The following is a 21,106-nucleotide window of genomic DNA, read 5'->3' as shown; positions in this document are numbered from 1 at the left end:
TTAACATAGTGACGTCATTTTTTAACAGGATGGTATTACTGGTGTCTGACTCTGCCGCTCCCCCGACTTTTTTGTTCCACGACTACGAAACCTTTGGCACTCACCCGGCGCTGGACCGACCGGCGCAGTTTGCCGCCATCCGTACCGACGACGAATTCAACATTATTGGCGAGCCCGAGGTCTTTTACTGCAAGCCTGCGGATGACTACCTGCCGCAGCCCGGCGCGGTCATGGTTACCGGCATCACCCCTCAGGAAGCGCGGGAGAAAGGCGTTAACGAGGCAGAATTCGCCCGACGCATCCACGATCTGTTTACCGTCCCCAATACCTGCGTGGTCGGTTACAACAACATCCGCTTCGATGACGAAGTGACGCGCAATATCTTTTATCGCAACTTCTACGATCCCTATGCCTGGAGCTGGCAGAACCGCAATTCACGCTGGGATTTGCTCGACATCATGCGCGCCTGCTACGCCCTGCGTCCTGAAGGCATTAACTGGCCGGAAAATGAGGAAGGGCTGACCAGCTTCCGGCTGGAACACCTGACGCGCGCCAACGGTATCGAGCACAGCAACGCCCACGACGCGATGGCGGACGTCTATGCCACCATTGCCATGGCGAAGCTGGTGAAAAGCGCACAGCCCCGGCTGTTTGAGTATCTGCTAAGCCATCGCAGCAAGCAGAAGCTTATGACCCTTATCGACGTACCGCAGATGAAGCCGCTGGTGCATATTTCCGGCATGTTTGGTGCATGGCGCGGCAATACCAGCTGGGTTGCCCCGCTGGCGTGGCATCCGGACAACCGTAATGCGGTCATCATGGTGGACCTGGCGGGCGATATTTCACCCCTGCTGGAGCTCGACAGCGATACCCTGCGCGAACGTTTGTACACGCCGAAGAATGAACTCGGCGATCTGCCTGCGGTGCCGGTCAAACTGGTGCACATAAATAAATGTCCGGTCCTGGCGCAGGCGAACACGCTGCGCCCGGAAGATGCTGACAGGCTGGGCATCAACCGCCAGCACTGCCTCGATAACCTGAAAGTGCTGCGCGAAAACCCGCAGGTGCGCGAGAAAGTGGTTGCTATCTTTGCCGAGGCGGAGCCATTCGTGCCGTCTGAAAACGTGGATGCCCAGCTCTATAATGGTTTCTTCAGTGATGCCGATCGCGCGGCCATGAATATCGTTCTGCAAACCGAGCCGCGTAACTTACCGGCGCTTGATATCACCTTCGCCGATAAGCGCATCGAAAAGCTGATGTTTAATTACCGCGCGCGTAATTACCCGGGAACCCTGGATGAAGCAGAGCAGGAACGCTGGCTGCAGCACCGTCGCAACGTATTTACCCCAGAGTATCTGCACAGCTACGCTCAGGAGCTGGAAATGCTTTATGGCCAGTATGAAGGGAATGCTGAGAAACAGGCACTGTTGAAATCCCTGTTCCAGTACGCGCAAGAGATAGTCTGAAAGTCAGAAATAAAAAAACCGGAGGCGATGGTCTCCGGTTTTTTTTGCCCTGCGGCGCTGCGCTTACGCGGGCTTACGGGTTATGTAGGTCGGGTAAGGCGTAACCGCCACCCGACACAGTCTTACGCGACGTCTTCGTACTGCGGAACCGGGTTACGGAAGCTCTTCGTAACGCAGGCCAGGTAAATCAGGCCGATACCCGCCCAAATCAGGCCAAGCACCATCGAGCTCTCTTCCAGGTTAACCCACAGCGCGCCCACGGTCAGGGCACCACACATCGGCAGGAACAGATACTGGAAGTGATCTTTCAGCGTTTTGTTACGCTTTTCACGGATCCAGAACTGAGAGATAACCGACAGGTTAACAAAGGTAAACGCCACCAGCGCACCAAAGTTAATCAGCGCCGTTGCCATCACCAGGTCAAAGTTAATTGCCAGAAGCGCAATCGCACCGACCAGGATGATGTTCATCGCCGGGGTACGCCAGGTTGGATGCACGTAGCCGAAGAAACTTTTCGGGAATACGCCATCGCGGCCCATTACGTACATCAGACGCGCAACGCCTGCATGCGCGGCCATACCGGATGCCAGTACGGTGATGGTGGAGAAGATCAGCGCACCTACCTGGAACGCTTTACCCGCCACATACAGCATAATTTCTGGCTGAGACGCATCCGGATCCTTGAAGCGAGAGATATCCGGGAAGTACAGCTGCAGGAAATAGGTCGAGAAAATAAAGATCAGACCACCAATCAGCGCCGTCAGGAAGATGGCACGAGGAATCACGCGCTCTGCATCCTTCGTTTCCTCGGACAGGTTGCTGATGCCGTCAAAACCGGTAAAGGAGAAGCACAGAATGGTTGCCCCGGTAATCATCGGGATCACATGCGCATCACCAGACCAGAACGGTTTGCTGCTCGCCAGCGTACCAGCGCCTTCGCCGTGGAACACGCCATAGATCACCATGCCAAGAATAACGGCAATCAGGACAACCTGAAGCACAACGATAACGGAGTTAAAGTTGGCAACAGACTTAATGCTGCGCAGGTTGAAGGCCGTCATAAAGGCCACCAGCGCCACGACGAACATCCAGGATGGAATCGATGGCACCAGCGCTTCAAAATAGATTTTTGCCAGCAGAATGTTGATCATCGGCGCGAACAGGTAGTCGAGCAGCGAAGACCAGCCCACCATAAAGCCAACCGTCGGGCTGATGGATTTCTGTGCATAAGTGTAGGCGGAACCGGCAGACGGATAGCGGCGAACCAGCTTACCGTAGCTCAGCGCGGTAAAGAGGATCGCAATCAGCGCGAAGCCGTAAGCCGTCGGCACATGACCGTCTGTGAGGCCTGATACGATACCGAATGTATCGAACAGCGTCATCGGTTGCATATAGGCCAGGCCCATCATAACAACCGGAATCAACGTAAGCGTTTTACGTAATTCCACGCGAGAGGTGTTTGGAGTTGCGTTATGCGACATAGTTATTCTCCTTTAAGGTGATAACCGCCACGTAAGCGAAAAATTGCCCCATTTGTTTCTTCCTCAGCGACAACAACTGTCGGATTTTAGTAAATATCTATCCGGTACGAAGCCCGGCCTCTTGGTTTTTAGTTTCGTTTCGTACATGCAAAAAAAAATAACCGACGCCTTTTATATCGTCGATTATTCATTTGGTTGCAGCGGCGGCATTTTGCCCCACATCGGATACAAAAGGCAATACTTTGCAACGCAGCGGGTAATTTTCTTTTTGCTAACTGGCTGATTTCTCGACGCTGCCCTGAGCATAAACAGCGGCGATAGCACTATTTGCTAAAATTTCGTCGCGCCACCAGGCACTGGCCAGCCCGGCGGTCTGTTCATTCCAGCCCACCCACACCGACTCATGGCTGTTTTGAGCAAGTACCTGTTTTTCAACAAGCGCACCGCTGTCAATAAACCTCTGCGCCAGATAGCGGGGCAAATAGCCGCAGCCCAGGCCGCTTATTTGCAGCTCCAGCTTGGTTTTAAAGTCGAAAACGGTGATGGCCTCCTGCTCATCAAGTAGCTGCGAGGAAATCGCACATTCCGGACGAGAGCTGTCCCCCACCACAATCGCGCGGTAGCCTTTAATCACGCGGCGGTTAAGCGGCTCAGGCTCCTGAGCCAGGGGATGATGGGGTGCCACGGCAAATACCTGCTCCAGCACGCCCAGCCGGGCAAAACCAAAATCGCTCAGCTGGGGAGGCTCATGGAGTGCACCGACAAAAATATCCGCTCTGCCCTGGGTTAAAGCATCCCAGGAGCCACCCAGCACGCCGTTGATAAAGATAAGACGGGTCACGCTGTGGTGTTGATAAAAAGCTTCAATCAGCGGCGTCAGAAGAGAAAACGGAAAGGTATCATCCACGCCAATAACAAGCTCGTTTTCCCATCCCTGATGGAGCTTAACGGCCTGTTTTTCCAGCTCGCGAACGGTATGCAGAACTTCGCGGCCTTTTTCCAGCAGCATCTGTCCGGTTCGGGTAAAACGAGCGCGGTGCCCGGAGCGATCGAGGATCTGAATATTGAGATCGCTTTCCAGTTTTTGAACGGTATAGCTCAACGCAGATGGGGTTTTGTAGAGCTTTGCCGACGCAGCGGCAAAGCTCCCCTCTTTTTCCAGTGCATCCAGAATAATAAGAACATCCAGCAGCGGTTTCATGCTCGCCCCCTTCTGGTGTGCGATCGTCTCCGCTGCGGGTCTTATTCCATGGGCATCACCAGCGGATCGGGATACTGATACTCAAACCCCAGCTCATGACAAATGCGATTGCCATCAACAATTTTGCCTTTGCTGTCATCTTTTGCCTCACTAAAGACCGGCGGAGCCAGGCCAAGCTGACGTGCCATCAGCGGGTAAAAGGTGCTGCGCGCCGGATGAGACGGTGCACATATATTATAGATGTGTCCGCCTTTCGGAGCCTGTAAGAGTAGCTCAATCGCGCCAATAACATCCTCAAGATGGACAAGATTCACGCCATGCTGGCCGTCTGGCGCCGTCTTTCCGGCAAAAAAGCGTCCTGGATGGCGTCCAGGCCCCACCAATCCTGCCAGACGCACGATATCAACCTGCGTGCCGGGAAGATTATGCAGCCAGTCTTCCAGCTCTTTCAGTACCTGACCGCTCGCCGTAACGGGACGGCGCTCAGAGTTCTCTTTTACCACACCTTCAGCATCGCCATAGACCGACGTCGAGCTGGTGAAAACAATGCGCGGTACGTGATGCGCCAGCGCACTGTCGACAATCTCCTGCATCGCCTGCAGATAAAATGATTCGCCCGGTCCGCTGCGCCGCGCGGGTAGCGTAATCACCAGCGCATCCACGTTCATCAGCGTGTCCAGATCGTCCGCATCACACACCAGCTCCGGCTCCAGACGCAGTTCAACGCCATCAATACCGCACATGCGCGCCGCTTCGACCCCATCTCGGGTGGTCTTGCTCCCGGTCACCTGCCAGCCTTTCGCGGCTAATGACATCGCCAGCGGCATTCCCAGCCATCCTAAACCGACAATCGCGACCTTTTTCATGCGAATTCTCCTGACTCTCACTCGTCTTTCATAAGGCTACGCCAGCCCGGCAGAACACACAATTCATAGCATCAATATGAAATGAATTAATGATCAAAAAAAGCCCTTGCAATATGTCGCACAACTGGTTTAGGTTAAAAGACATCAAATGAATAAGCATTCATCGAGAATTTATATGACACGTGTTCAATTTAAACACCACCATCATCACCATCATCCTGACTAGTCTTTCAGGCGATGTGTGCTGGAAGACGTTTGGATCTTCCAGTGGTGCATGAACGCATGAAAAAGCCCCCGGAAGATCTTCTTCCGGGGGCTTTTTTTTGGACCGAATTCAGACAGGTTAAAACAGGTTAACGAGGAATAAAGAATGTTAGATAACTCACGTTTACGCATAGCTATTCAAAAATCAGGCCGTTTGAGTGACGATTCACGCGAACTGCTGGCCCGCTGCGGGATTAAAATTAACCTGCACACCCAGCGCCTGATTGCTCTGGCTGAAAACATGCCCATCGACATTCTGCGCGTGCGTGATGACGATATTCCCGGCCTGGTCATGGATGGCGTCGTTGACCTCGGCATCATCGGGGAAAACGTGCTGGAAGAAGAGCTGCTGACCCGCCGCGCGCAGGGCGAAGATCCGCGTTACTTCACCCTGCGTCGTCTGGACTTCGGCGGCTGCCGCCTGTCGCTGGCAACGCCGGTTGATGAAGCCTGGGACGGTCCGGCCGCGCTGAACGGCAAACGTATTGCCACCTCCTACCCTCACCTGTTAAAGCGTTATCTGGATCAGAAAGGCGTGCAGTTTAAATCCTGCCTGCTGAACGGCTCCGTTGAAGTGGCGCCGCGTGCGGGTCTGGCGGACGCCATCTGTGACCTGGTCTCTACCGGCGCGACGCTGGAAGCGAACGGCCTGCGCGAAGTGGAAGTGATCTACCGCTCCAAAGCGTGCCTGATTCAGCGCGACGGGGAGATGGCGGATGCCAAGCAGCAGCTGATTGACAAGCTGCTGACCCGCATTCAGGGCGTCATTCAGGCGCGTGAATCCAAATACATCATGATGCACGCCCCAACCGAGCGCCTGGATGAAGTGATTGCCCTGCTGCCGGGCGCCGAGCGCCCAACCATCCTGCCGCTGGCGGGCGATCAGCAGCGCGTGGCGATGCACATGGTGAGCAGCGAAACCCTGTTCTGGGAAACCATGGAAAAACTGAAGGCGCTGGGTGCAAGCTCCATCCTGGTGCTGCCGATTGAGAAGATGATGGAGTAATGGCCATGAGCTTTAACACAATCATCGACTGGAATACCTGTAGCGACGCACGGCAGCGCGAGCTCCTGATGCGCCCGGCGATTTCCGCCTCTGAAAGCATCTCGCTCACAGTGGCAGAAATCCTGGATAACGTCAAAGCCCGTGGCGATGACGCGCTGCGTGAATACAGTGCGAAGTTTGATAAGACGGAAGTCGGCGCATTACAGGTTACCGAGCAGGAAATCATTGATGCCAGCAATCGTCTGGGTGACGACATCAAGCAGGCAATGGCTGTTGCGGTGAAAAACATTGATACATTCCACACCGCGCAGAAGCTGCAGACCGTAGATGTCGAAACCCTGCCCGGCGTGCGTTGCCAGCAGGTAACCCGCCCGGTTGCCTCCGTCGGCCTCTATATTCCCGGCGGCTCTGCGCCGCTTTTCTCCACCGTACTGATGCTGGCAACTCCCGCGCGGATTGCCGGGTGTCAGAAAGTGGTGCTGTGCTCGCCGCCACCGATTGCCGACGAGATCCTCTACGCGGCGAAGCTGTGCGGCGTGCAGGCGGTCTATAAAGTGGGTGGCGCGCAGGCGATTTCTGCCCTGGCGTTCGGCACGGAATCCATTCCGCAGGTCGACAAAATCTTTGGTCCGGGCAATGCGTATGTGACCGAAGCCAAGCGCCAGGTCAGCCAGCGTCTGGACGGCGCGGCCATCGATATGCCTGCCGGCCCGTCTGAGGTGCTGGTGATTGCCGACAGCGGCGCAACGCCGAATTTCGTGGCATCCGACCTGCTTTCACAGGCGGAACACGGCCCGGACTCGCAGGTCATCCTGCTGACGCCGGACGCCAATATGGCAAAACGCGTGGGCGAAGCCGTTGAGCGTCAGCTTGCCGACCTGCCTCGCGCCGAAACGGCACGCCAGGCGTTAGCGGCCAGCCGCCTGATTGTGGCGCGCGATCTGGAGCAGTGTATTGCCATCTCCAACCAGTACGGTCCGGAGCACCTGATCATTCAGACCCGCAACGCGCGCGATCTGGTCGACAGCATTACCAGCGCGGGCTCGGTGTTCCTCGGCGACTGGTCACCGGAGTCAGCGGGCGATTACGCCTCCGGCACCAACCACGTGCTGCCCACGTACGGCTACACCTCAACCTGTTCCAGCCTCGGCCTGGCGGATTTCCAGAAGCGCATGACCGTGCAGGAACTCTCCCGCGAAGGGTTTGCCTCACTGGCCTCGACCATTGAAACCCTGGCTGCCGCCGAGCGCCTGACCGCCCACAAAAATGCCGTTACGCTGCGCGTTGCAGCCCTGAAGGAGCAAGCATGAACATTGAAGAATTAGCCCGCGAAAATGTCCGTCGCCTGACGCCTTACCAGTCTGCGCGTCGTCTGGGCGGCAAAGGGGATGTCTGGCTGAATGCTAACGAATTCCCGACTGCGGTGCAGTTTGAGCTGTCGCAGCAAACGCTGAACCGTTATCCGGAGTGTCAGCCGAAGGCGGTAATCGAAAACTACGCGCAGTATGCTGGCGTGAAGCCAGATCAGGTGCTGGTCAGCCGCGGCGCGGATGAGGGTATTGAGCTGCTGATCCGCGCGTTCTGCGAGCCGGGCAAAGACGCCGTCATGTACTGCCAGCCGACCTACGGCATGTACAGCGTCAGCGCGGAAACCTTCGGCGTGGCGTGCCGCAACGTGCTCTCACTGGAGAACTGGCAGCTGGATCTGCAGGGCATTGCCGACAATCTTGAGGGCGTTAAAGTCGTCTTTGTCTGCAGTCCAAACAACCCGACCGGGCAGATTATTAACCCGCAGGATATCCGCACCCTGCTGGAGATGACGCGCGGTAAAGCGCTGGTGGTGGCCGACGAAGCCTATATCGAGTTCTGCCCGCAGGCGACGCTGGCTGGCTGGCTGGAAGAGTATCCGCACCTGGTGGTGCTGCGTACGCTGTCGAAGGCTTTCGCCCTTGCGGGCCTGCGCTGCGGCTTTACGCTGGCGAATAAAGAGGTCATCGACCTGCTGCTGAAGGTGATCGCTCCGTACCCCCTCTCGACGCCGGTAGCCGATATTGCGGCACAGGCGCTGACGCCTCAGGGGATCAACGCGATGCGCGAGCGCGTGGCGCAAATCCTGGAGGAACGTCAGTATCTGGTGACTGCCCTGAAGGATATCCCGTGCGTGGAGCAGGTGTTCGACTCGGAAACCAACTACATCCTGGTACGCTTCACCGCATCGAGTGCCGTATTTAAATCTTTATGGGATCAGGGCATTATCTTACGAGACCAGAATAAACAACCTTCTCTGAGCGGGTGCCTGCGCATTACCGTCGGCACCCGCGCAGAGAGCCAGCGCGTAATTGACGCCCTGAAAGCGGAGAAAGTATGACCCAGAAGATCCTTTTTATCGATCGTGACGGCACCCTTATTTCGGAGCCACCAGCCGATTTTCAGGTCGATCGATTCGACAAGCTGGCCTTTGAACCGGACGTGATCCCGGTGCTGCTCAAGCTGCAAAAAGCCGGATACAGGCTGGTGATGATCACCAATCAGGACGGTCTGGGTACCGACAGCTTCCCGCAGGCAGACTTTGACGGCCCGCATAATTTAATGATGCAGGTGCTGACCTCTCAGGGCGTGGTATTTGATGAGGTGCTGATTTGCCCGCACATGCCGGCCGACGAGTGCGACTGCCGTAAGCCAAAGGTGAAGCTGGTTGAGCGCTACCTGGCTGAAGATGCGCTGGATAAAACCAACAGCTATGTTATCGGCGATCGCATCACCGATATTACGCTGGCGGAAAACATGGGCATCGCGGGACTGCGATACGACCGCAACAACCTGAACTGGACGATGATTGGCGAGCAGCTGACAAAACGCGACCGCTACTCGCACGTTGAACGTAACACTAAAGAGACGCAGATTGATGTGAAGATCTGGCTGGACCGCGAAGGCGGCAGCAAGATCCACACTGGAGTAGGTTTCTTCGACCACATGCTCGACCAGATTGCCACCCACGGCGGTTTCCGCATGGAAATTACGGTAAAAGGCGATCTCTACATTGACGATCACCACACCGTGGAAGATACCGGCCTGGCGCTGGGTGAAGCACTGAAGCTTGCGCTCGGTGATAAACGCGGCATCAACCGTTTTGGCTTTGTCCTGCCGATGGACGAGTGTCTGGCGCGCTGCGCCATGGACATCTCCGGTCGCCCGCACCTGGAATATAAAGCAGACTTCAATTACCAGCGCGTGGGCGATCTGAGCACTGAAATGGTGGAGCACTTCTTCCGTTCATTGTCTTATACCATGGGCCTGACGCTGCACCTGAAGACCAAAGGTAAGAACGACCACCACCGCGTTGAGAGTCTCTTCAAAGCCTTTGGTCGTACCCTGCGCCAGGCAATTCGCGTGGAAGGTGACGCCCTGCCCTCATCAAAAGGAGTGCTGTAATGAATGTGGTGATTCTGGATACCGGATGCGCCAACCTTAACTCCGTAAAATCGGCCATTGCGCGCCACGGCTACGAGCCGGCGGTGAGCCGTGACCCGGACGTGGTGCTGCGAGCCGACAAACTCTTTTTACCGGGCGTAGGTACCGCGCAGGCTGCAATGGATCAGATTCGCGAACGCGATCTGATCGATCTGATCAAGGCCTGTACCCAGCCGGTGCTGGGCATATGCCTGGGCATGCAGATCCTGGGCCGCCGCAGCGAAGAGAATAACGGCGTTGACCTGCTGGGCATTATTGACGAAGACGTGCCGAAAATGACTGATCACGGTCTGCCTCTGCCGCATATGGGCTGGAACCGCGTGTACGCCAAAGCGGGCGACAGGCTGTTTCGCGGCATCGAAGACGGCGCGTATTTTTACTTCGTGCACAGCTACGCCATGCCGGTGAACGTGAATACGATCGCCCAGTGCACTTACGGCGAGGCGTTTACGGCAGCCGTACAGAAAGATAATTTCTTCGGCGTGCAGTTTCACCCGGAGCGCTCTGGCGCCGCGGGCGCGCAGCTGCTGAAAAACTTCCTGGAGATGTGATGATTATTCCCGCGTTAGATTTAATTGACGGTACGGTTGTCCGTCTGCATCAGGGTGATTACGGGCAGCAGCGAGACTACGGAAACGATCCGCTGCCGCGTCTGCAGGATTATGCCGCCCAGGGTGCGCAGGTACTGCATCTTGTGGATTTGACTGGCGCGAAAGACCCGGCGAAACGCCAGATCCCGCTGCTTAAACAACTTATTGCGGGTGTTGATGTGCCGGTACAGGTTGGCGGCGGCGTGCGTACGGAAGATGACGTCGCGGCGCTGCTGGACGCTGGCGTGGCCCGCGTGGTGGTAGGTTCAACCGCCGTGAAAGATCCTGAGACGGTGAAGGGCTGGTTCCGCCGCTTTGGCGCCGACGCCCTTGTACTGGCGCTGGACGTGCGTATTGACGAACAGGACAACAAGCAGGTGGCCGTCAGCGGCTGGCAGGAAAACTCCGGCGTGACGCTGGAAGAGCTGGTTGATATCTATCTGCCCGTTGGCCTGAAGCACGTGTTATGCACTGACATCTCCCGCGACGGCACGCTGGCTGGCTCCAACGTCTCGCTTTATGAAGAGGTTTGTGCGCGTTATCCGCAGATAGCGTTCCAGTCTTCCGGCGGTATCGGTGATATAGGCGACGTAGCCGCGCTGCGCGGTACCGGTGTGCAGGGTGTGATTGTGGGCCGGGCTCTGCTGGAAGGTAAATTTACTGTGACGGAGGCTATTCAATGCTGGCAAAACGGATAATCCCTTGCCTGGACGTACGTGACGGCCAGGTCGTGAAAGGCGTGCAGTTCCGCAACCACGAGATCATTGGCGACATCGTTCCGCTGGCAAAACGCTATGCTGATGAAGGCGCAGACGAGCTGGTGTTCTACGATATTACCGCGTCCAGCGATGGCCGCGTGGTCGACAAAAGCTGGGTGGAACGCGTGGCGGAAGTGATCGACATTCCGTTCTGCGTGGCGGGCGGAATTAAGTCCGCTGACGACGCCGCCAAAATTCTCTCGTTTGGCGCCGACAAGATTTCCATCAACTCCCCTGCCCTGGCCGACCCGGAGCTCATTACCCGCCTCGCCGATCGTTTTGGCGTGCAGTGTATTGTGGTCGGGATCGACACCTGGTATGACGCCGCAACGGGCAAGTATCACGTCAACCAGTACACGGGGGATGAAAGCCGCACGCGCGTGACGCAGTGGGAAACGCTCGACTGGGTGCAGGAAGTGCAAAAGCGTGGCGCTGGCGAGATTGTCCTCAACATGATGAATCAGGATGGCGTGCGTAACGGGTATGACCTCGAACAGCTGAAAAAAGTTCGTGAGGTCTGCCACGTTCCGCTGATTGCCTCCGGCGGCGCGGGCACCATGGAACATTTCCTGGAAGCCTTCCGCGATGCGAACGTGGACGGCGCGCTGGCCGCTTCCGTGTTCCACAAGCAGATTATTAATATTGGTGAGTTAAAAACGTACCTGGCCGACCAGGGCGTGGAGATCAGGGTATGTTAACAGAGCAACAACAGGCGCAGCTGGACTGGGAAAAAACGGACGGATTACTGCCGGTGGTTGTCCAGCATGCCGTCTCAGGCGAAGTGCTGATGCTGGGGTATATGAACCAGGACGCGCTGGCGAAAACGCTCGGCAGCGGCAAAGTGACCTTCTACTCCCGCACGAAACAGCGCCTGTGGACCAAAGGCGAGACCTCGGGTCATTTCCTGAATGCAGTGAGCATTACGCCAGACTGCGATAACGACACCCTGCTGGTGCTGGCAAACCCAATCGGCCCAACCTGCCATAAGGGCACAAGCAGCTGCTTCGGCGAGGCGAGCCACCAGTGGTTGTTCCTGTATCAACTGGAACAGCTGCTGGCAGAGCGTAAAACGGCTGACCCTGAAAGTTCGTATACCGCGAAGCTGTACGCCAGCGGAACCAAGCGTATTGCGCAGAAGGTGGGTGAAGAAGGCGTGGAAACCGCGCTGGCCGCGACGGTGCATGACCGCGAGGAGCTGACGAATGAGGCATCGGACCTGATGTATCACCTGCTGGTGCTGCTGCAGGATCAGGAGCTGGATTTGACGGCGGTGATTGAAAATCTTCGCAAACGGCACAAATAAAAAAACCGGGGAATATCCCCGGTTTTTTTTATCTGCAAATCAGGCTTTTGGTTTGTAGTTGCGCAATGCGTTGCGGCCAAGCACCACTCCAGAACCAATTATTCCACCCAGCAGCACGGCCAGAATTAGAACTATCGCATTTTTCGGGCTGTCACGACGTACAGGGAGTTCCGGCTTCATAACATAACGGTAAACGTGGATCGTTTCCGGGTTTACGTTCAGATTCTGGATGTCCAGTAGATTTCGCCTGGTCTGATAATAGGCTCTTGGGAAGACCAACGGGAGAGAAGCTTCGTTGTCAATCATTGATTTCAGCCCCTCACTTCCCAGCAGGAACATCGTTTCCTGAGTCACTTCCTGGGTTTGCTGAAGCTGCGGCGAGGTAATTTTTGCCGCTTCTGCGTTCTTCAACGCCTCAGCAATCTGTTTTATACGCAGATCTTTTTGCTCCTGAGCTACCCTCTCCTGGTTTTTCAGAGAATCCTTCAGGGTCTTGATCTGCTCCTTAATATTGTCATTAAGGTCAGCGGCGAGCTCTTTAGCTGTTTGCTCATCAACCTGCTGAATGAACTGCGCCAGCTGCTTTTGCGCAGCGTCTGCAGAAGTACTGGTATAAGAGACACTTAACGGGAGCGGCTGCCCTTTAACCGTTGACTCAATGATAAGTTTTTCAGGCACAGCCTGATTTTCGAGCGCCTGTGACAATGCCGAGAATGAGGCGTTAAAACGGCCAATTGCGCGCGTTTGGTTGTCAACCATTGTAGGTGCTGCGGTACCATACAGGATATTTAACGCATTAGAATAGCTGGCAATCTGAGCCGCATCTGGTTGCGTAATAATCGCACTTGAGGTCCATTTTTCCTTTGCGACAGAGATATATCCAATTGCCAGGGCGATACAAACAACAACAAAGGCTGCTATCACCCACTTCCCACGCCACAGCTGGAACACTAAATCAAGTAAATCAATTTGCTCAGGATCATTGCTTCGGATGACCTGGCTATTATTGTTTTGCGTCATACAATCCCTAACTGATAAAAAAAGGGCAAACATAATTAAGTTTGTATAGTTTAACGATTACTGGCGATTTTTCTATAAGAATCCGATGAGTAATATCGGAAAGATGGGTTATGTAAACAACCCCCTTCGCGCTATCATAGATGCCATGTGATGCGTTACGGCATCTAAAGAATAGGGTTTATGAGGGAAGCTATGAAATTTTTGGTCACGGGTGCCGCAGGTTTTATCGGTGCGAATGTCAGTAAACGCCTCCTTGAGGCTGGTCATCAGGTTGTCGGTATCGATAACCTCAATGAATACTACGATGTCAACCTGAAGCTGGCACGCCTGGAACTGTTAAAATCTGAGCGTTTCACCTTTCACAAGCTGGAATTAGCCGACCGGGAAGGTATGGCCACGCTTTTCGCGGCTGAGAAGTTTGACCGTGTGATTCAACTTGCCGCGCAGGCGGGTGTGCGTTACTCCCTGGAAAACCCGCACGCGTATGCTGATGCCAACCTTATTGGGCATCTCAACGTGCTGGAAGGCTGTCGCCATAACAATGTTCAGCATCTTCTGTATGCCTCGTCGAGCTCCGTATACGGTCTCAACCGCAAGATGCCTTTCTCCACTGACGACTCCGTGGATCATCCGGTCTCGCTCTATGCCGCGACTAAAAAAGCCAACGAGTTGATGTCGCACACCTATTCGCATCTTTACAACTTGCCGACCACCGGGCTGCGCTTCTTTACCGTGTATGGTCCATGGGGCCGTCCGGATATGGCACTGTTTAAATTCACCAAAGCGATGATTGAAGGCAAAAGCATCGACGTTTACAACTACGGCAAAATGAAGCGCGACTTCACATACATCGACGACATCGCCGAAGCCATTATTCGTCTGCAGGATGTCATTCCTCAGGCTAATGCAGACTGGACCGTTGAGACCGGTTCCCCGGCGACCAGCTCCGCGCCGTATCGCGTTTACAACATTGGTAACAGCTCGCCGGTCGAACTTATGGACTACATTACCGCGTTGGAAGAAGCACTGGGTACAAAAGCAGAGAAAAACATGCTGCCTCTCCAGCCAGGGGATGTTCTGGAGACCAGTGCCGATACCCAGGCTCTTTATGAGGTGATCGGATTTAAACCGCAAACCTCGGTTAAGGATGGAGTGAAAAACTTCGTTAACTGGTACCGCGAGTTTTACAAAGTCTGAAAATAAAAAACCCGGCTTATCCGCCGGGTTTTTTATGGAGCAAGAGAATTAGTCGCTACCGAAGAGATCTCGGGTATAGACTTTGTCTGCTACGTCAGCCAGTTCTTCAGCCATGCGGTTTGAAATGATGACATCGGCTTCTTTCTTGAATGCATCCAGGTCGCGGATCACACGAGAATTGAAGAACTGATCGTCCGGCATGGCAGGCTCATAGATGATAACCTCAACCCCTTTGGCTTTAATGCGCTTCATGATCCCCTGAATAGAAGAGGCGCGGAAATTATCGGAACCGCTCTTCATGATCAGACGATATACGCCCACCACTTTGGGTTGACGCGCGAGGATGGAGTCAGAGATGAAATCTTTACGGGTACGGTTCGCATCAACAATCGCCGAAATGAGATTATTCGGCACCGCCTGATAGTTTGCCAGCAGTTGCTTAGTGTCTTTTGGCAGGCAATAGCCACCGTAGCCAAATGACGGGTTGTTATAGTGGTTGCCAATGCGTGGGTCGAGACATACCCCTTCAATAATCTGACGGGTATTCAGTCCGAGGCTCTCTGCGTAGCTGTCCAGTTCATTGAAATAAGCCACTCGCATTGCCAGATAGGTATTCGCGAAGAGCTTGATCGCCTCAGCTTCAGTGGAGTCGGTAAACAGCACCTGAATATCTTTCTTCAGCGCCCCTTCCTGTAGCAACGCAGCAAAACGTTCAGCGCGCTCAGAACGTTCGCCAATAACGATACGCGAAGGATGCAGGTTATCGTAAAGCGCTCTCCCCTCACGCAGGAATTCCGGCGAGAAGAAGATATTATCAATACCGAATTTTTCTTTAATGGATTTGGTAAAACCGACAGGGATGGTCGATTTAATCACCATCACCGCATCAGGGTTGATCGCGATAACGTCTTTGATTACCGCTTCTACCGTTGAGGTGTTGAAATAGTTGGTTTTAGGATCGTAGTCAGTAGGCGTCGCAATGATGACGTAATCCGCATCGCGGTATGCATCTTCTTTATCTGTCGTGGCGCGGAAATTCAGCGATTTATTGCTGAGATAGTCCTGGATTTCTTTATCCACAATCGGCGATTTTTTCTGATTGAGCATATCCACTTTGGCCTGCACGATATCCAGCGCAACCACTTCATGATTCTGGGCAATCAGAATGCCGTTAGAAAGACCGACATACCCTGTTCCGGAGATTGTTATTTTCATTCGCTAATGACTTCTGTGAGTTAACTGTACTGATGGCCACCAGACCATCGCGATAAACATAACTGTTGGGCTTTGTACCTCCTGGCAAACTGAACTGTCAAGGCAAACCAGGAGTAATCACTACGAGCGGGGCGAGATTCAGACTACTTCGAATAACAGGCGACATTTTTTGCATAAAAAAACCCGGAGACAGGCTCCGGGTTTTGATGACAGCGAGTAAGTTAACTTATTCCATCCATTCGGTATGGAACACGCCTTCTTTATCGGTACGTTTGTAAGTATGCGCACCGAAGTAGTCACGCTGTGCCTGAATCAGGTTAGCTGGCAGAACAGCCGCACGGTAGCTGTCGTAGTAGGCTACTGCAGCAGAGAAGGTCGGAACCGGGATACCGTTCTGGACAGCGTAGGCAACCACATCACGCAGCGCCTGCTGATATTCGTCAGCAATTTTCTTGAAGTACGGTGCCAGCAGCAGGTTGGCGATACCGGCGTTTTCAGCATAGGCATCGGTGATTTTCTGCAGGAACTGCGCACGAATGATGCAGCCCGCGCGGAAGATCTTCGCGATCTCACCGTAATTCAGATCCCAGTTGTTCTCGTCTGATGCCGCACGCAGCTGAGAGAAGCCCTGCGCGTAAGAGACGATTTTACCCAGGTACAGTGCACGACGCACTTTTTCAACGAATTCGGCTTTATCACCCGCTGGTTTAGCCTGAGGGCCAGACAGCACTTTAGATGCCGCAACGCGCTGCTCTTTCAGGGAAGAGATGTAACGCGCGAAGACGGATTCGGTGATCAGTGACAGCGGTTCGCCCAGATCCAGAGAGCTCTGGCTGGTCCATTTACCGGTGCCTTTGTTCGCTGCTTCGTCCAGAATCACATCAACCAGGTATTTACCTTCTTCATCTTTTTTAGTGAAGATATCTTTGGTGATGTCGATCAGGTAGCTGTTCAGTTCGCCTTTGTTCCACTCGGTAAAGGTTTCAGCCAGCTCTTCGTTAGAAAGGTTAAGACCGCCTTTCAGCAGGGAATAAGCTTCAGCAATCAGCTGCATGTCGCCGTATTCGATGCCGTTATGCACCATTTTCACATAGTGACCGGCACCGTCAGGACCGATATAAGTCACACACGGCTCGCCATCTTCTGCAACAGCAGCGATTTTAGTCAGAATAGGCGCAACCAGTTCGTATGCTTCTTTCTGGCCGCCAGGCATGATGGATGGGCCTTTCAGAGCGCCCTCTTCACCACCGGAAACACCGGTACCGATGAAGTTAAAGCCTTCAGCAGAAAGTTCACGATTACGACGAATGGTGTCCTGGAAGAAGGTATTACCGCCATCAATGATGATGTCACCTTTTTCGAGGTAAGGCTTCAGGGAGTCGATAGCTGCATCGGTACCTGCGCCAGCTTTCACCATTAACAGGATACGACGAGGCGTTTCCAGAGACTCAACGAACTCTTTCACCGTATAGAAAGGAACCAGTTTCTTGCCAGGGTTCTCGGCAATGACTTCTTCGGTCTTATCACGGGAGCGGTTGAAAACGGAGACGGTATAACCACGGCTTTCGATGTTCAGCGCCAGGTTGCGCCCCATCACTGCCATACCGACAACGCCGATCTGTTGCTTGGACATTACATACTCCTGTCAGGTGTGGTCACCACGGCTTATGCGCGGCTTGAAATGTGGTTGAGATGTTAACTCAGTATTAGGTGACATGAATAGCTTTTGCTGATCTATGTCACACTGATTGCACAATCCAGGTACAGTCAAGCCGCCAGATATACGCTGGCGGCAGACCCTCACTTCCGGAGCAAAGCCAGAATTTCTTGCGTCTTCTCTTCCATCAGCGCCGTGTCAGCGCGGGACTCCACGTTCAGGCGCACCACCGGCTCGGTATTGGACGAGCGCAGGTTAAAGCGCCACTGCGGGAACGCCATGCTGATGCCGTCGGTACGGTCAATTTCCAGCGCGTGAATCGCAAAGTGCTGCTCCACGCGGGCAATCGCCTCGGCCGGCTCCGCCAGCTTGCTGTTGATCTCCCCGCTCGCCGGGAAAGCCGCCATACGGTCGCGCACCAGCTCGCCCAGCGTCTGTCCCTTCAGGCACAGCAGTTCGGTCACCAGCAGCCACGGGATCATCCCGCTGTCGCAGTAGGCAAAGTCACGGAAGTAGTGGTGGGCGCTCATCTCGCCGCCGTAGATGGCGTCTTCTTCGCGCATGCGCTCTTTGATGAAGGCGTGACCGGTTTTGGACATCACCGGCGTGCCGCCCGCCGCTGACACCACGTCGACGGTGTTCCAGGAAAGGCGCGGGTCATGAATGATTTTCGCGCCCGGGTTTTTCTCGAGGAACGCTTCCGCCAGCAGGCCGACAATGTAGTAGCCCTCGATGAACTGCCCTTTCTCGTCGAACAGGAAGCAGCGGTCAAAATCACCGTCAAAGGCGATACCCATGTCCGCACCGTGCTCAATCACCGCGTTGCGGGTGTCGTCGCGGCACTCCGGCAGCAGCGGGTTAGGAATACCGTTCGGGAAGTTGCCGTCCGGGGTGTTGTGCACTTTCACGAAGGTCACCGGCACGTTCAGGGCCTTAAAGCGCGCTTCCAGGGCATCGACAACCGGGCCGGCCGCGCCGTTGCCGGAGTTAATCACCAGCTTCAGCGGCTTCAGGTTTGCCACGTTGATGTAGCCCAGCAGGTGGTCGATGTACTCTTTCTGCAGGTTGATTTTTTTGTAGCTGCCGCGCTTCGCCTCGTTCACCGGCGGGAAATCGTTGGCTTCCGCCAGGCGCTGCACGTCACGCAGGCCGGTGTCGCCGCTGATAGGACGGGCGCCCTTGCGCACCAGCTTCATCCCGTTGTAGTCCATCGGGTTGTGGCTGGCCGTCACTTCGATACCGCCGTCCACGCCCAGGTGGAACGTGGCAAAGTAAATCTCTTCGGTTCCGGAAAGGCCGATATCCAGCACGTCCACACCCGCATCCTGCAGCCCTTTCGCCAGGGCCAGCTTCAGGGATTCGCTGGTCAGACGCACGTCGCCGCCCAGCACGATGGTCTGCGGTTTTAAGTATTCGCCGTACGCGCGGCCAATGCGCCACGCGATGTCTTCATTCAGCTCTTCGCCCAGCCTGCCGCGAATATCGTAGGCTTTAAAACAGGTTAATTTTTTCATAGGCTTCGCTCCTTCGGAGAATCATGTCCATTTCAAATATGTAGTTAATGGCATGGATTAATGGTAATCAGATTCGCCCGTAGCGATCTTTAAAACGAACGATATCATCTTCTCCAAGATACGTTCCGGAACGCACTTCAATGATATTAAGAGGTATTATTCCTGGATTTTCGAGGCAGTGACGAACTCCCTGAGGGATATAGATAGACTCATTTTCTCGGAGCAATTTCACTTCCTCACCCAAAGTTACCTGGGCAGTACCTGAAACCACAATCCAATGCTCAGCTCGGTGATGATGCATCTGTAAAGACAATCCTTCACCTGGCTTCACAGTCAGTCTTTTCACTTGATACCCATTACCCGTATCGATCGAGTCATACTTGCCCCACGGACGGTATACTTCGCGGTGAATGTGGTGCTCGTGGCGGCCATCCGCCTTGATCTTCTCCACCACTTTTTTAACGTCCTGCACGGCGTTACGATCGGCAATCAGCACAGCGTCTTTGGTCTGGACAACCACCAGATCTTTCACCCCAACCGTAGTCACCAGGCCAGACTCAGCGTAGACGTAGCTATTTTCCGTTGCATAGCTGATGACATCGCCATGATGAACATTGCCGCTGAGATCTTTATCACTGATATCCCATAATGAAGACCAGGAGCCAACATCGCTCCAGCCTGCATTCATTGGCACGACCACCGCATCAGCAGTTTTTTCCATAACGGCATAATCAATTGACTCGTCAGGACAGGCCAGAAATGCCTGTTCGTCTACCCTGACAAAATCCAGATCAGGGTCAACGCCAGCGATTGCCTCTTCGCAAGCGGCCAATATATCAGGTCGGAATTTCGCCAACTCTTCCAAATAACGTGATGCGCTGAACAAAAACATGCCACTATTCCAGTAATAATCACCACTGGCAATATATTCCTTAGCCGTAACCAAATCGGGTTTTTCAACAAATTGAGCTACATCAAAGGCAAATTTAAAGTTATTTTCAGATACGCATGTACCACGACGAATATAACCGTACCCCGTTTCAGGTTGATTAGGAACAATACCAAATGTGACTAACTTTCCCATCTCTGCAAGAGGTATTGCACTACTAACAGCTTGACGAAAAGCATCTTCATTCTTGATGACATGATCTGCAGCAAGAACAAGAATAAGAGAATCCTCAGACTGCGTAGTACGTAAAATGGTTAGAGCAGCTAATGCTATAGCAGGAGCAGTATTTCTTCCTGTTGGTTCAAGAATGATATTCTGAGTTAGTTTATCAAGCTGACGCAACTGCTCAGCAACAATAAAACGGTGATGCTCGTTACAAATCACAATCGGGTTTTCACATGCAATACCATTAAGACGATTAATGGTTGTTTGCAGCATAGTCAGCTCCCCTGTTAGACAAAGAAACTGTTTCGGATAAAGCTCACGAGAACGCGGCCACAACCTACTACCTGCTCCCCCAGCCATAATTACTGGAAAAAGACTCATATATAATCAACCCTTTGTTAACAACGCATCAACCCATTCAGATAAAGATAAACATCCTGAAATTTTAACACGTTCATCTTCACTAATAAGATTTTTAATATATTTATCACATTGCTCGGTAGACCACTCAAGCCCTGTATCTCGATCAATAACCGTAACATTATGGCTATTAATATGTGCCAGCACTGTTGGGTTAGTTGTCACGAGCTTGCTATTACTTTGGAGTGTTTCCCATGTACGCATCGTCAGACCCGTTTGTTTCTGATGATGGATATCAATAGTATGATGACTTACAGCAGTAATTTCTTCTAGTTTTTTTCTTGAGATTGGTTTAAAAGTTACCCATTCTTTTGGACAAGAACGCAATGCGGGATTTAAGAGGTAATAAAAAATGTACTGCAATCGACTTTGGAAATATATCTTAACATAAGACTTGATTGTTTTTTTAGGACCTAAAAAACGAGAAAGCACATTTACACGATCACCATGATAGCTACCAATGAAGCAATAGTCGAATATTATTTTTTTATCGTGATCATGTTGTTCATCATGATGACATGAATTATAAAATAGAGGTAAGTATGGTATTTTATATTTTTGAC

At 53.4% G+C, this 21,106-nt stretch carries 20 protein-coding genes, 1 pseudogene and 1 other annotated feature; of the genes and pseudogenes, 11 read left to right on the top strand and 10 right to left on the bottom strand.

Annotation, left to right across the window (positions count from 1 at the left end; translation table 11 throughout):
* Nucleotides 1–29 precede the first annotated feature (29 nt).
* Nucleotides 30–1,466, top strand: a complete 1,437-nt coding sequence (gene sbcB, locus UR504_RS10525; RefSeq protein WP_302235546.1) for an exodeoxyribonuclease I — start codon at nucleotides 30–32, stop codon at nucleotides 1,464–1,466.
* A gap of 122 nt (nucleotides 1,467–1,588) precedes the next feature.
* Here sbcB and plaP read toward each other — a convergent pair whose 3' ends face one another.
* From plaP to UR504_RS10510, 4 genes are all read right to left on the bottom strand, one after another.
* On the bottom strand, nucleotides 1,589–2,947 hold the full coding sequence (gene plaP, locus UR504_RS10520) for a putrescine/proton symporter PlaP (protein ID WP_023312362.1): 1,359 nt from the start codon (nucleotides 2,945–2,947) through the stop codon (nucleotides 1,589–1,591).
* Nucleotides 2,937–2,999: a membrane protein YoeI gene (gene yoeI, locus UR504_RS21550; RefSeq protein ID WP_111966150.1), complete on the bottom strand. Its 63-nt coding sequence runs from the start codon at nucleotides 2,997–2,999 to the stop codon at nucleotides 2,937–2,939. The genes plaP and yoeI overlap by 11 nt, the downstream gene beginning before the upstream one ends.
* A 219-nt stretch (nucleotides 3,000–3,218) precedes the next feature.
* Nucleotides 3,219–4,148 carry a LysR substrate-binding domain-containing protein gene (locus UR504_RS10515; protein ID WP_248174574.1) on the bottom strand — a complete coding sequence of 310 codons (930 nt, stop codon included), beginning with the start codon at nucleotides 4,146–4,148 and terminating at the stop codon, nucleotides 3,219–3,221.
* Between the two features lie 41 nt (nucleotides 4,149–4,189).
* Nucleotides 4,190–5,014, bottom strand: coding sequence for an SDR family oxidoreductase (locus tag UR504_RS10510; RefSeq protein ID WP_143345288.1), 825 nt, complete (start codon nucleotides 5,012–5,014; stop codon nucleotides 4,190–4,192).
* 175 nt (nucleotides 5,015–5,189) lie between these two features.
* Here UR504_RS10510 and hisL point away from each other — a divergent pair, with 175 nt between their 5' ends.
* From hisL to hisIE, 9 genes are all read left to right on the top strand, one after another.
* Nucleotides 5,190–5,240: a his operon leader peptide gene (hisL, locus tag UR504_RS10505; RefSeq protein WP_001364200.1), complete on the top strand. Its 51-nt coding sequence runs from the start codon at nucleotides 5,190–5,192 to the stop codon at nucleotides 5,238–5,240.
* Nucleotides 5,216–5,339: a sequence feature (His leader region), on the top strand. Its footprint overlaps the gene before it by 25 nt.
* 45 nt (nucleotides 5,340–5,384) lie before the next feature.
* Nucleotides 5,385–6,284, top strand: a complete 900-nt coding sequence (gene hisG / locus UR504_RS10500; RefSeq protein ID WP_000886595.1) for an ATP phosphoribosyltransferase — start codon at nucleotides 5,385–5,387, stop codon at nucleotides 6,282–6,284.
* A 5-nt stretch (nucleotides 6,285–6,289) separates the two neighbouring features.
* Nucleotides 6,290–7,594 carry a histidinol dehydrogenase gene (gene hisD, locus UR504_RS10495; RefSeq protein WP_302235159.1) on the top strand — a complete coding sequence of 435 codons (1,305 nt, stop codon included), beginning with the start codon at nucleotides 6,290–6,292 and terminating at the stop codon, nucleotides 7,592–7,594.
* Complete coding sequence (hisC, locus tag UR504_RS10490; RefSeq protein ID WP_115875773.1) at nucleotides 7,591–8,652, top strand: histidinol-phosphate transaminase; 1,062 nt, start codon at nucleotides 7,591–7,593, stop codon at nucleotides 8,650–8,652. Before hisD ends, hisC begins: the two co-directional genes overlap by 4 nt.
* The gene (hisB, locus tag UR504_RS10485) at nucleotides 8,649–9,716 is read left to right on the top strand and encodes a bifunctional histidinol-phosphatase/imidazoleglycerol-phosphate dehydratase HisB (RefSeq protein ID WP_271369709.1); all 1,068 of its coding nucleotides are present in this window, start codon (nucleotides 8,649–8,651) and stop codon (nucleotides 9,714–9,716) included. The genes hisC and hisB overlap by 4 nt, the downstream gene beginning before the upstream one ends.
* Entirely contained in the window at nucleotides 9,716–10,306 is a 591-nt protein-coding gene (gene hisH, locus UR504_RS10480) for an imidazole glycerol phosphate synthase subunit HisH (protein WP_115875775.1), read from the top strand. The genes hisB and hisH overlap by 1 nt, the downstream gene beginning before the upstream one ends.
* Entirely contained in the window at nucleotides 10,306–11,043 is a 738-nt protein-coding gene (gene hisA / locus UR504_RS10475) for a 1-(5-phosphoribosyl)-5-[(5-phosphoribosylamino)methylideneamino]imidazole-4-carboxamide isomerase (RefSeq protein ID WP_271369708.1), read from the top strand. Before hisH ends, hisA begins: the two co-directional genes overlap by 1 nt.
* Nucleotides 11,025–11,801 (top strand): imidazole glycerol phosphate synthase subunit HisF, encoded by a 777-nt coding sequence (gene hisF / locus UR504_RS10470; protein ID WP_111966136.1) that lies wholly within the window; start codon nucleotides 11,025–11,027, stop codon nucleotides 11,799–11,801. The genes hisA and hisF overlap by 19 nt, the downstream gene beginning before the upstream one ends.
* Nucleotides 11,795–12,406, top strand: coding sequence for a bifunctional phosphoribosyl-AMP cyclohydrolase/phosphoribosyl-ATP diphosphatase HisIE (gene hisIE, locus UR504_RS10465; protein WP_271369707.1), 612 nt, complete (start codon nucleotides 11,795–11,797; stop codon nucleotides 12,404–12,406). Before hisF ends, hisIE begins: the two co-directional genes overlap by 7 nt.
* 39 nt (nucleotides 12,407–12,445) lie before the next feature.
* On the opposite strand, the gene wzzB is transcribed toward hisIE, so the two are convergent.
* Nucleotides 12,446–13,426 (bottom strand): LPS O-antigen chain length determinant protein WzzB, encoded by a 981-nt coding sequence (wzzB, locus tag UR504_RS10460; protein WP_182930939.1) that lies wholly within the window; start codon nucleotides 13,424–13,426, stop codon nucleotides 12,446–12,448.
* Between the two features lie 192 nt (nucleotides 13,427–13,618).
* Between wzzB and UR504_RS10455 the strand changes: the two genes are divergently transcribed.
* The gene (locus UR504_RS10455; RefSeq protein WP_302235153.1) at nucleotides 13,619–14,623 is read left to right on the top strand and encodes an NAD-dependent epimerase; all 1,005 of its coding nucleotides are present in this window, start codon (nucleotides 13,619–13,621) and stop codon (nucleotides 14,621–14,623) included.
* Nucleotides 14,624–14,671: 48 nt separating this feature from the next.
* Here UR504_RS10455 and ugd read toward each other — a convergent pair whose 3' ends face one another.
* The 5 genes and pseudogenes from ugd to UR504_RS10430 form a co-directional block, all read right to left on the bottom strand.
* The gene (gene ugd / locus UR504_RS10450; protein ID WP_133294762.1) at nucleotides 14,672–15,838 is read right to left on the bottom strand and encodes a UDP-glucose 6-dehydrogenase; all 1,167 of its coding nucleotides are present in this window, start codon (nucleotides 15,836–15,838) and stop codon (nucleotides 14,672–14,674) included.
* A 226-nt stretch (nucleotides 15,839–16,064) separates the two neighbouring features.
* Nucleotides 16,065–17,471 carry an NADP-dependent phosphogluconate dehydrogenase gene (gene gndA / locus UR504_RS10445; protein ID WP_028013772.1) on the bottom strand — a complete coding sequence of 469 codons (1,407 nt, stop codon included), beginning with the start codon at nucleotides 17,469–17,471 and terminating at the stop codon, nucleotides 16,065–16,067.
* Nucleotides 17,472–17,638: 167 nt separating this feature from the next.
* Nucleotides 17,639–19,009 carry a colanic acid biosynthesis phosphomannomutase CpsG gene (cpsG, locus tag UR504_RS10440; protein ID WP_274240324.1) on the bottom strand — a complete coding sequence of 457 codons (1,371 nt, stop codon included), beginning with the start codon at nucleotides 19,007–19,009 and terminating at the stop codon, nucleotides 17,639–17,641.
* Nucleotides 19,010–19,076: 67 nt separating this feature from the next.
* Nucleotides 19,077–20,504 carry a mannose-1-phosphate guanyltransferase gene (gene cpsB / locus UR504_RS10435; protein WP_210867535.1) on the bottom strand — a complete coding sequence of 476 codons (1,428 nt, stop codon included), beginning with the start codon at nucleotides 20,502–20,504 and terminating at the stop codon, nucleotides 19,077–19,079.
* Nucleotides 20,505–20,510: 6 nt separating this feature from the next.
* Nucleotides 20,511–21,106, bottom strand: a pseudogene (locus UR504_RS10430) (hypothetical protein); the annotation flags it as partial.

The organism is Enterobacter sp. 241F3 (assembly GCF_034106785.1).
Classification (GTDB): Bacteria; Pseudomonadota; Gammaproteobacteria; order Enterobacterales; family Enterobacteriaceae; genus Enterobacter; species Enterobacter vonholyi.
This window is presented reverse-complemented; position numbering and strand designations above follow the sequence as displayed.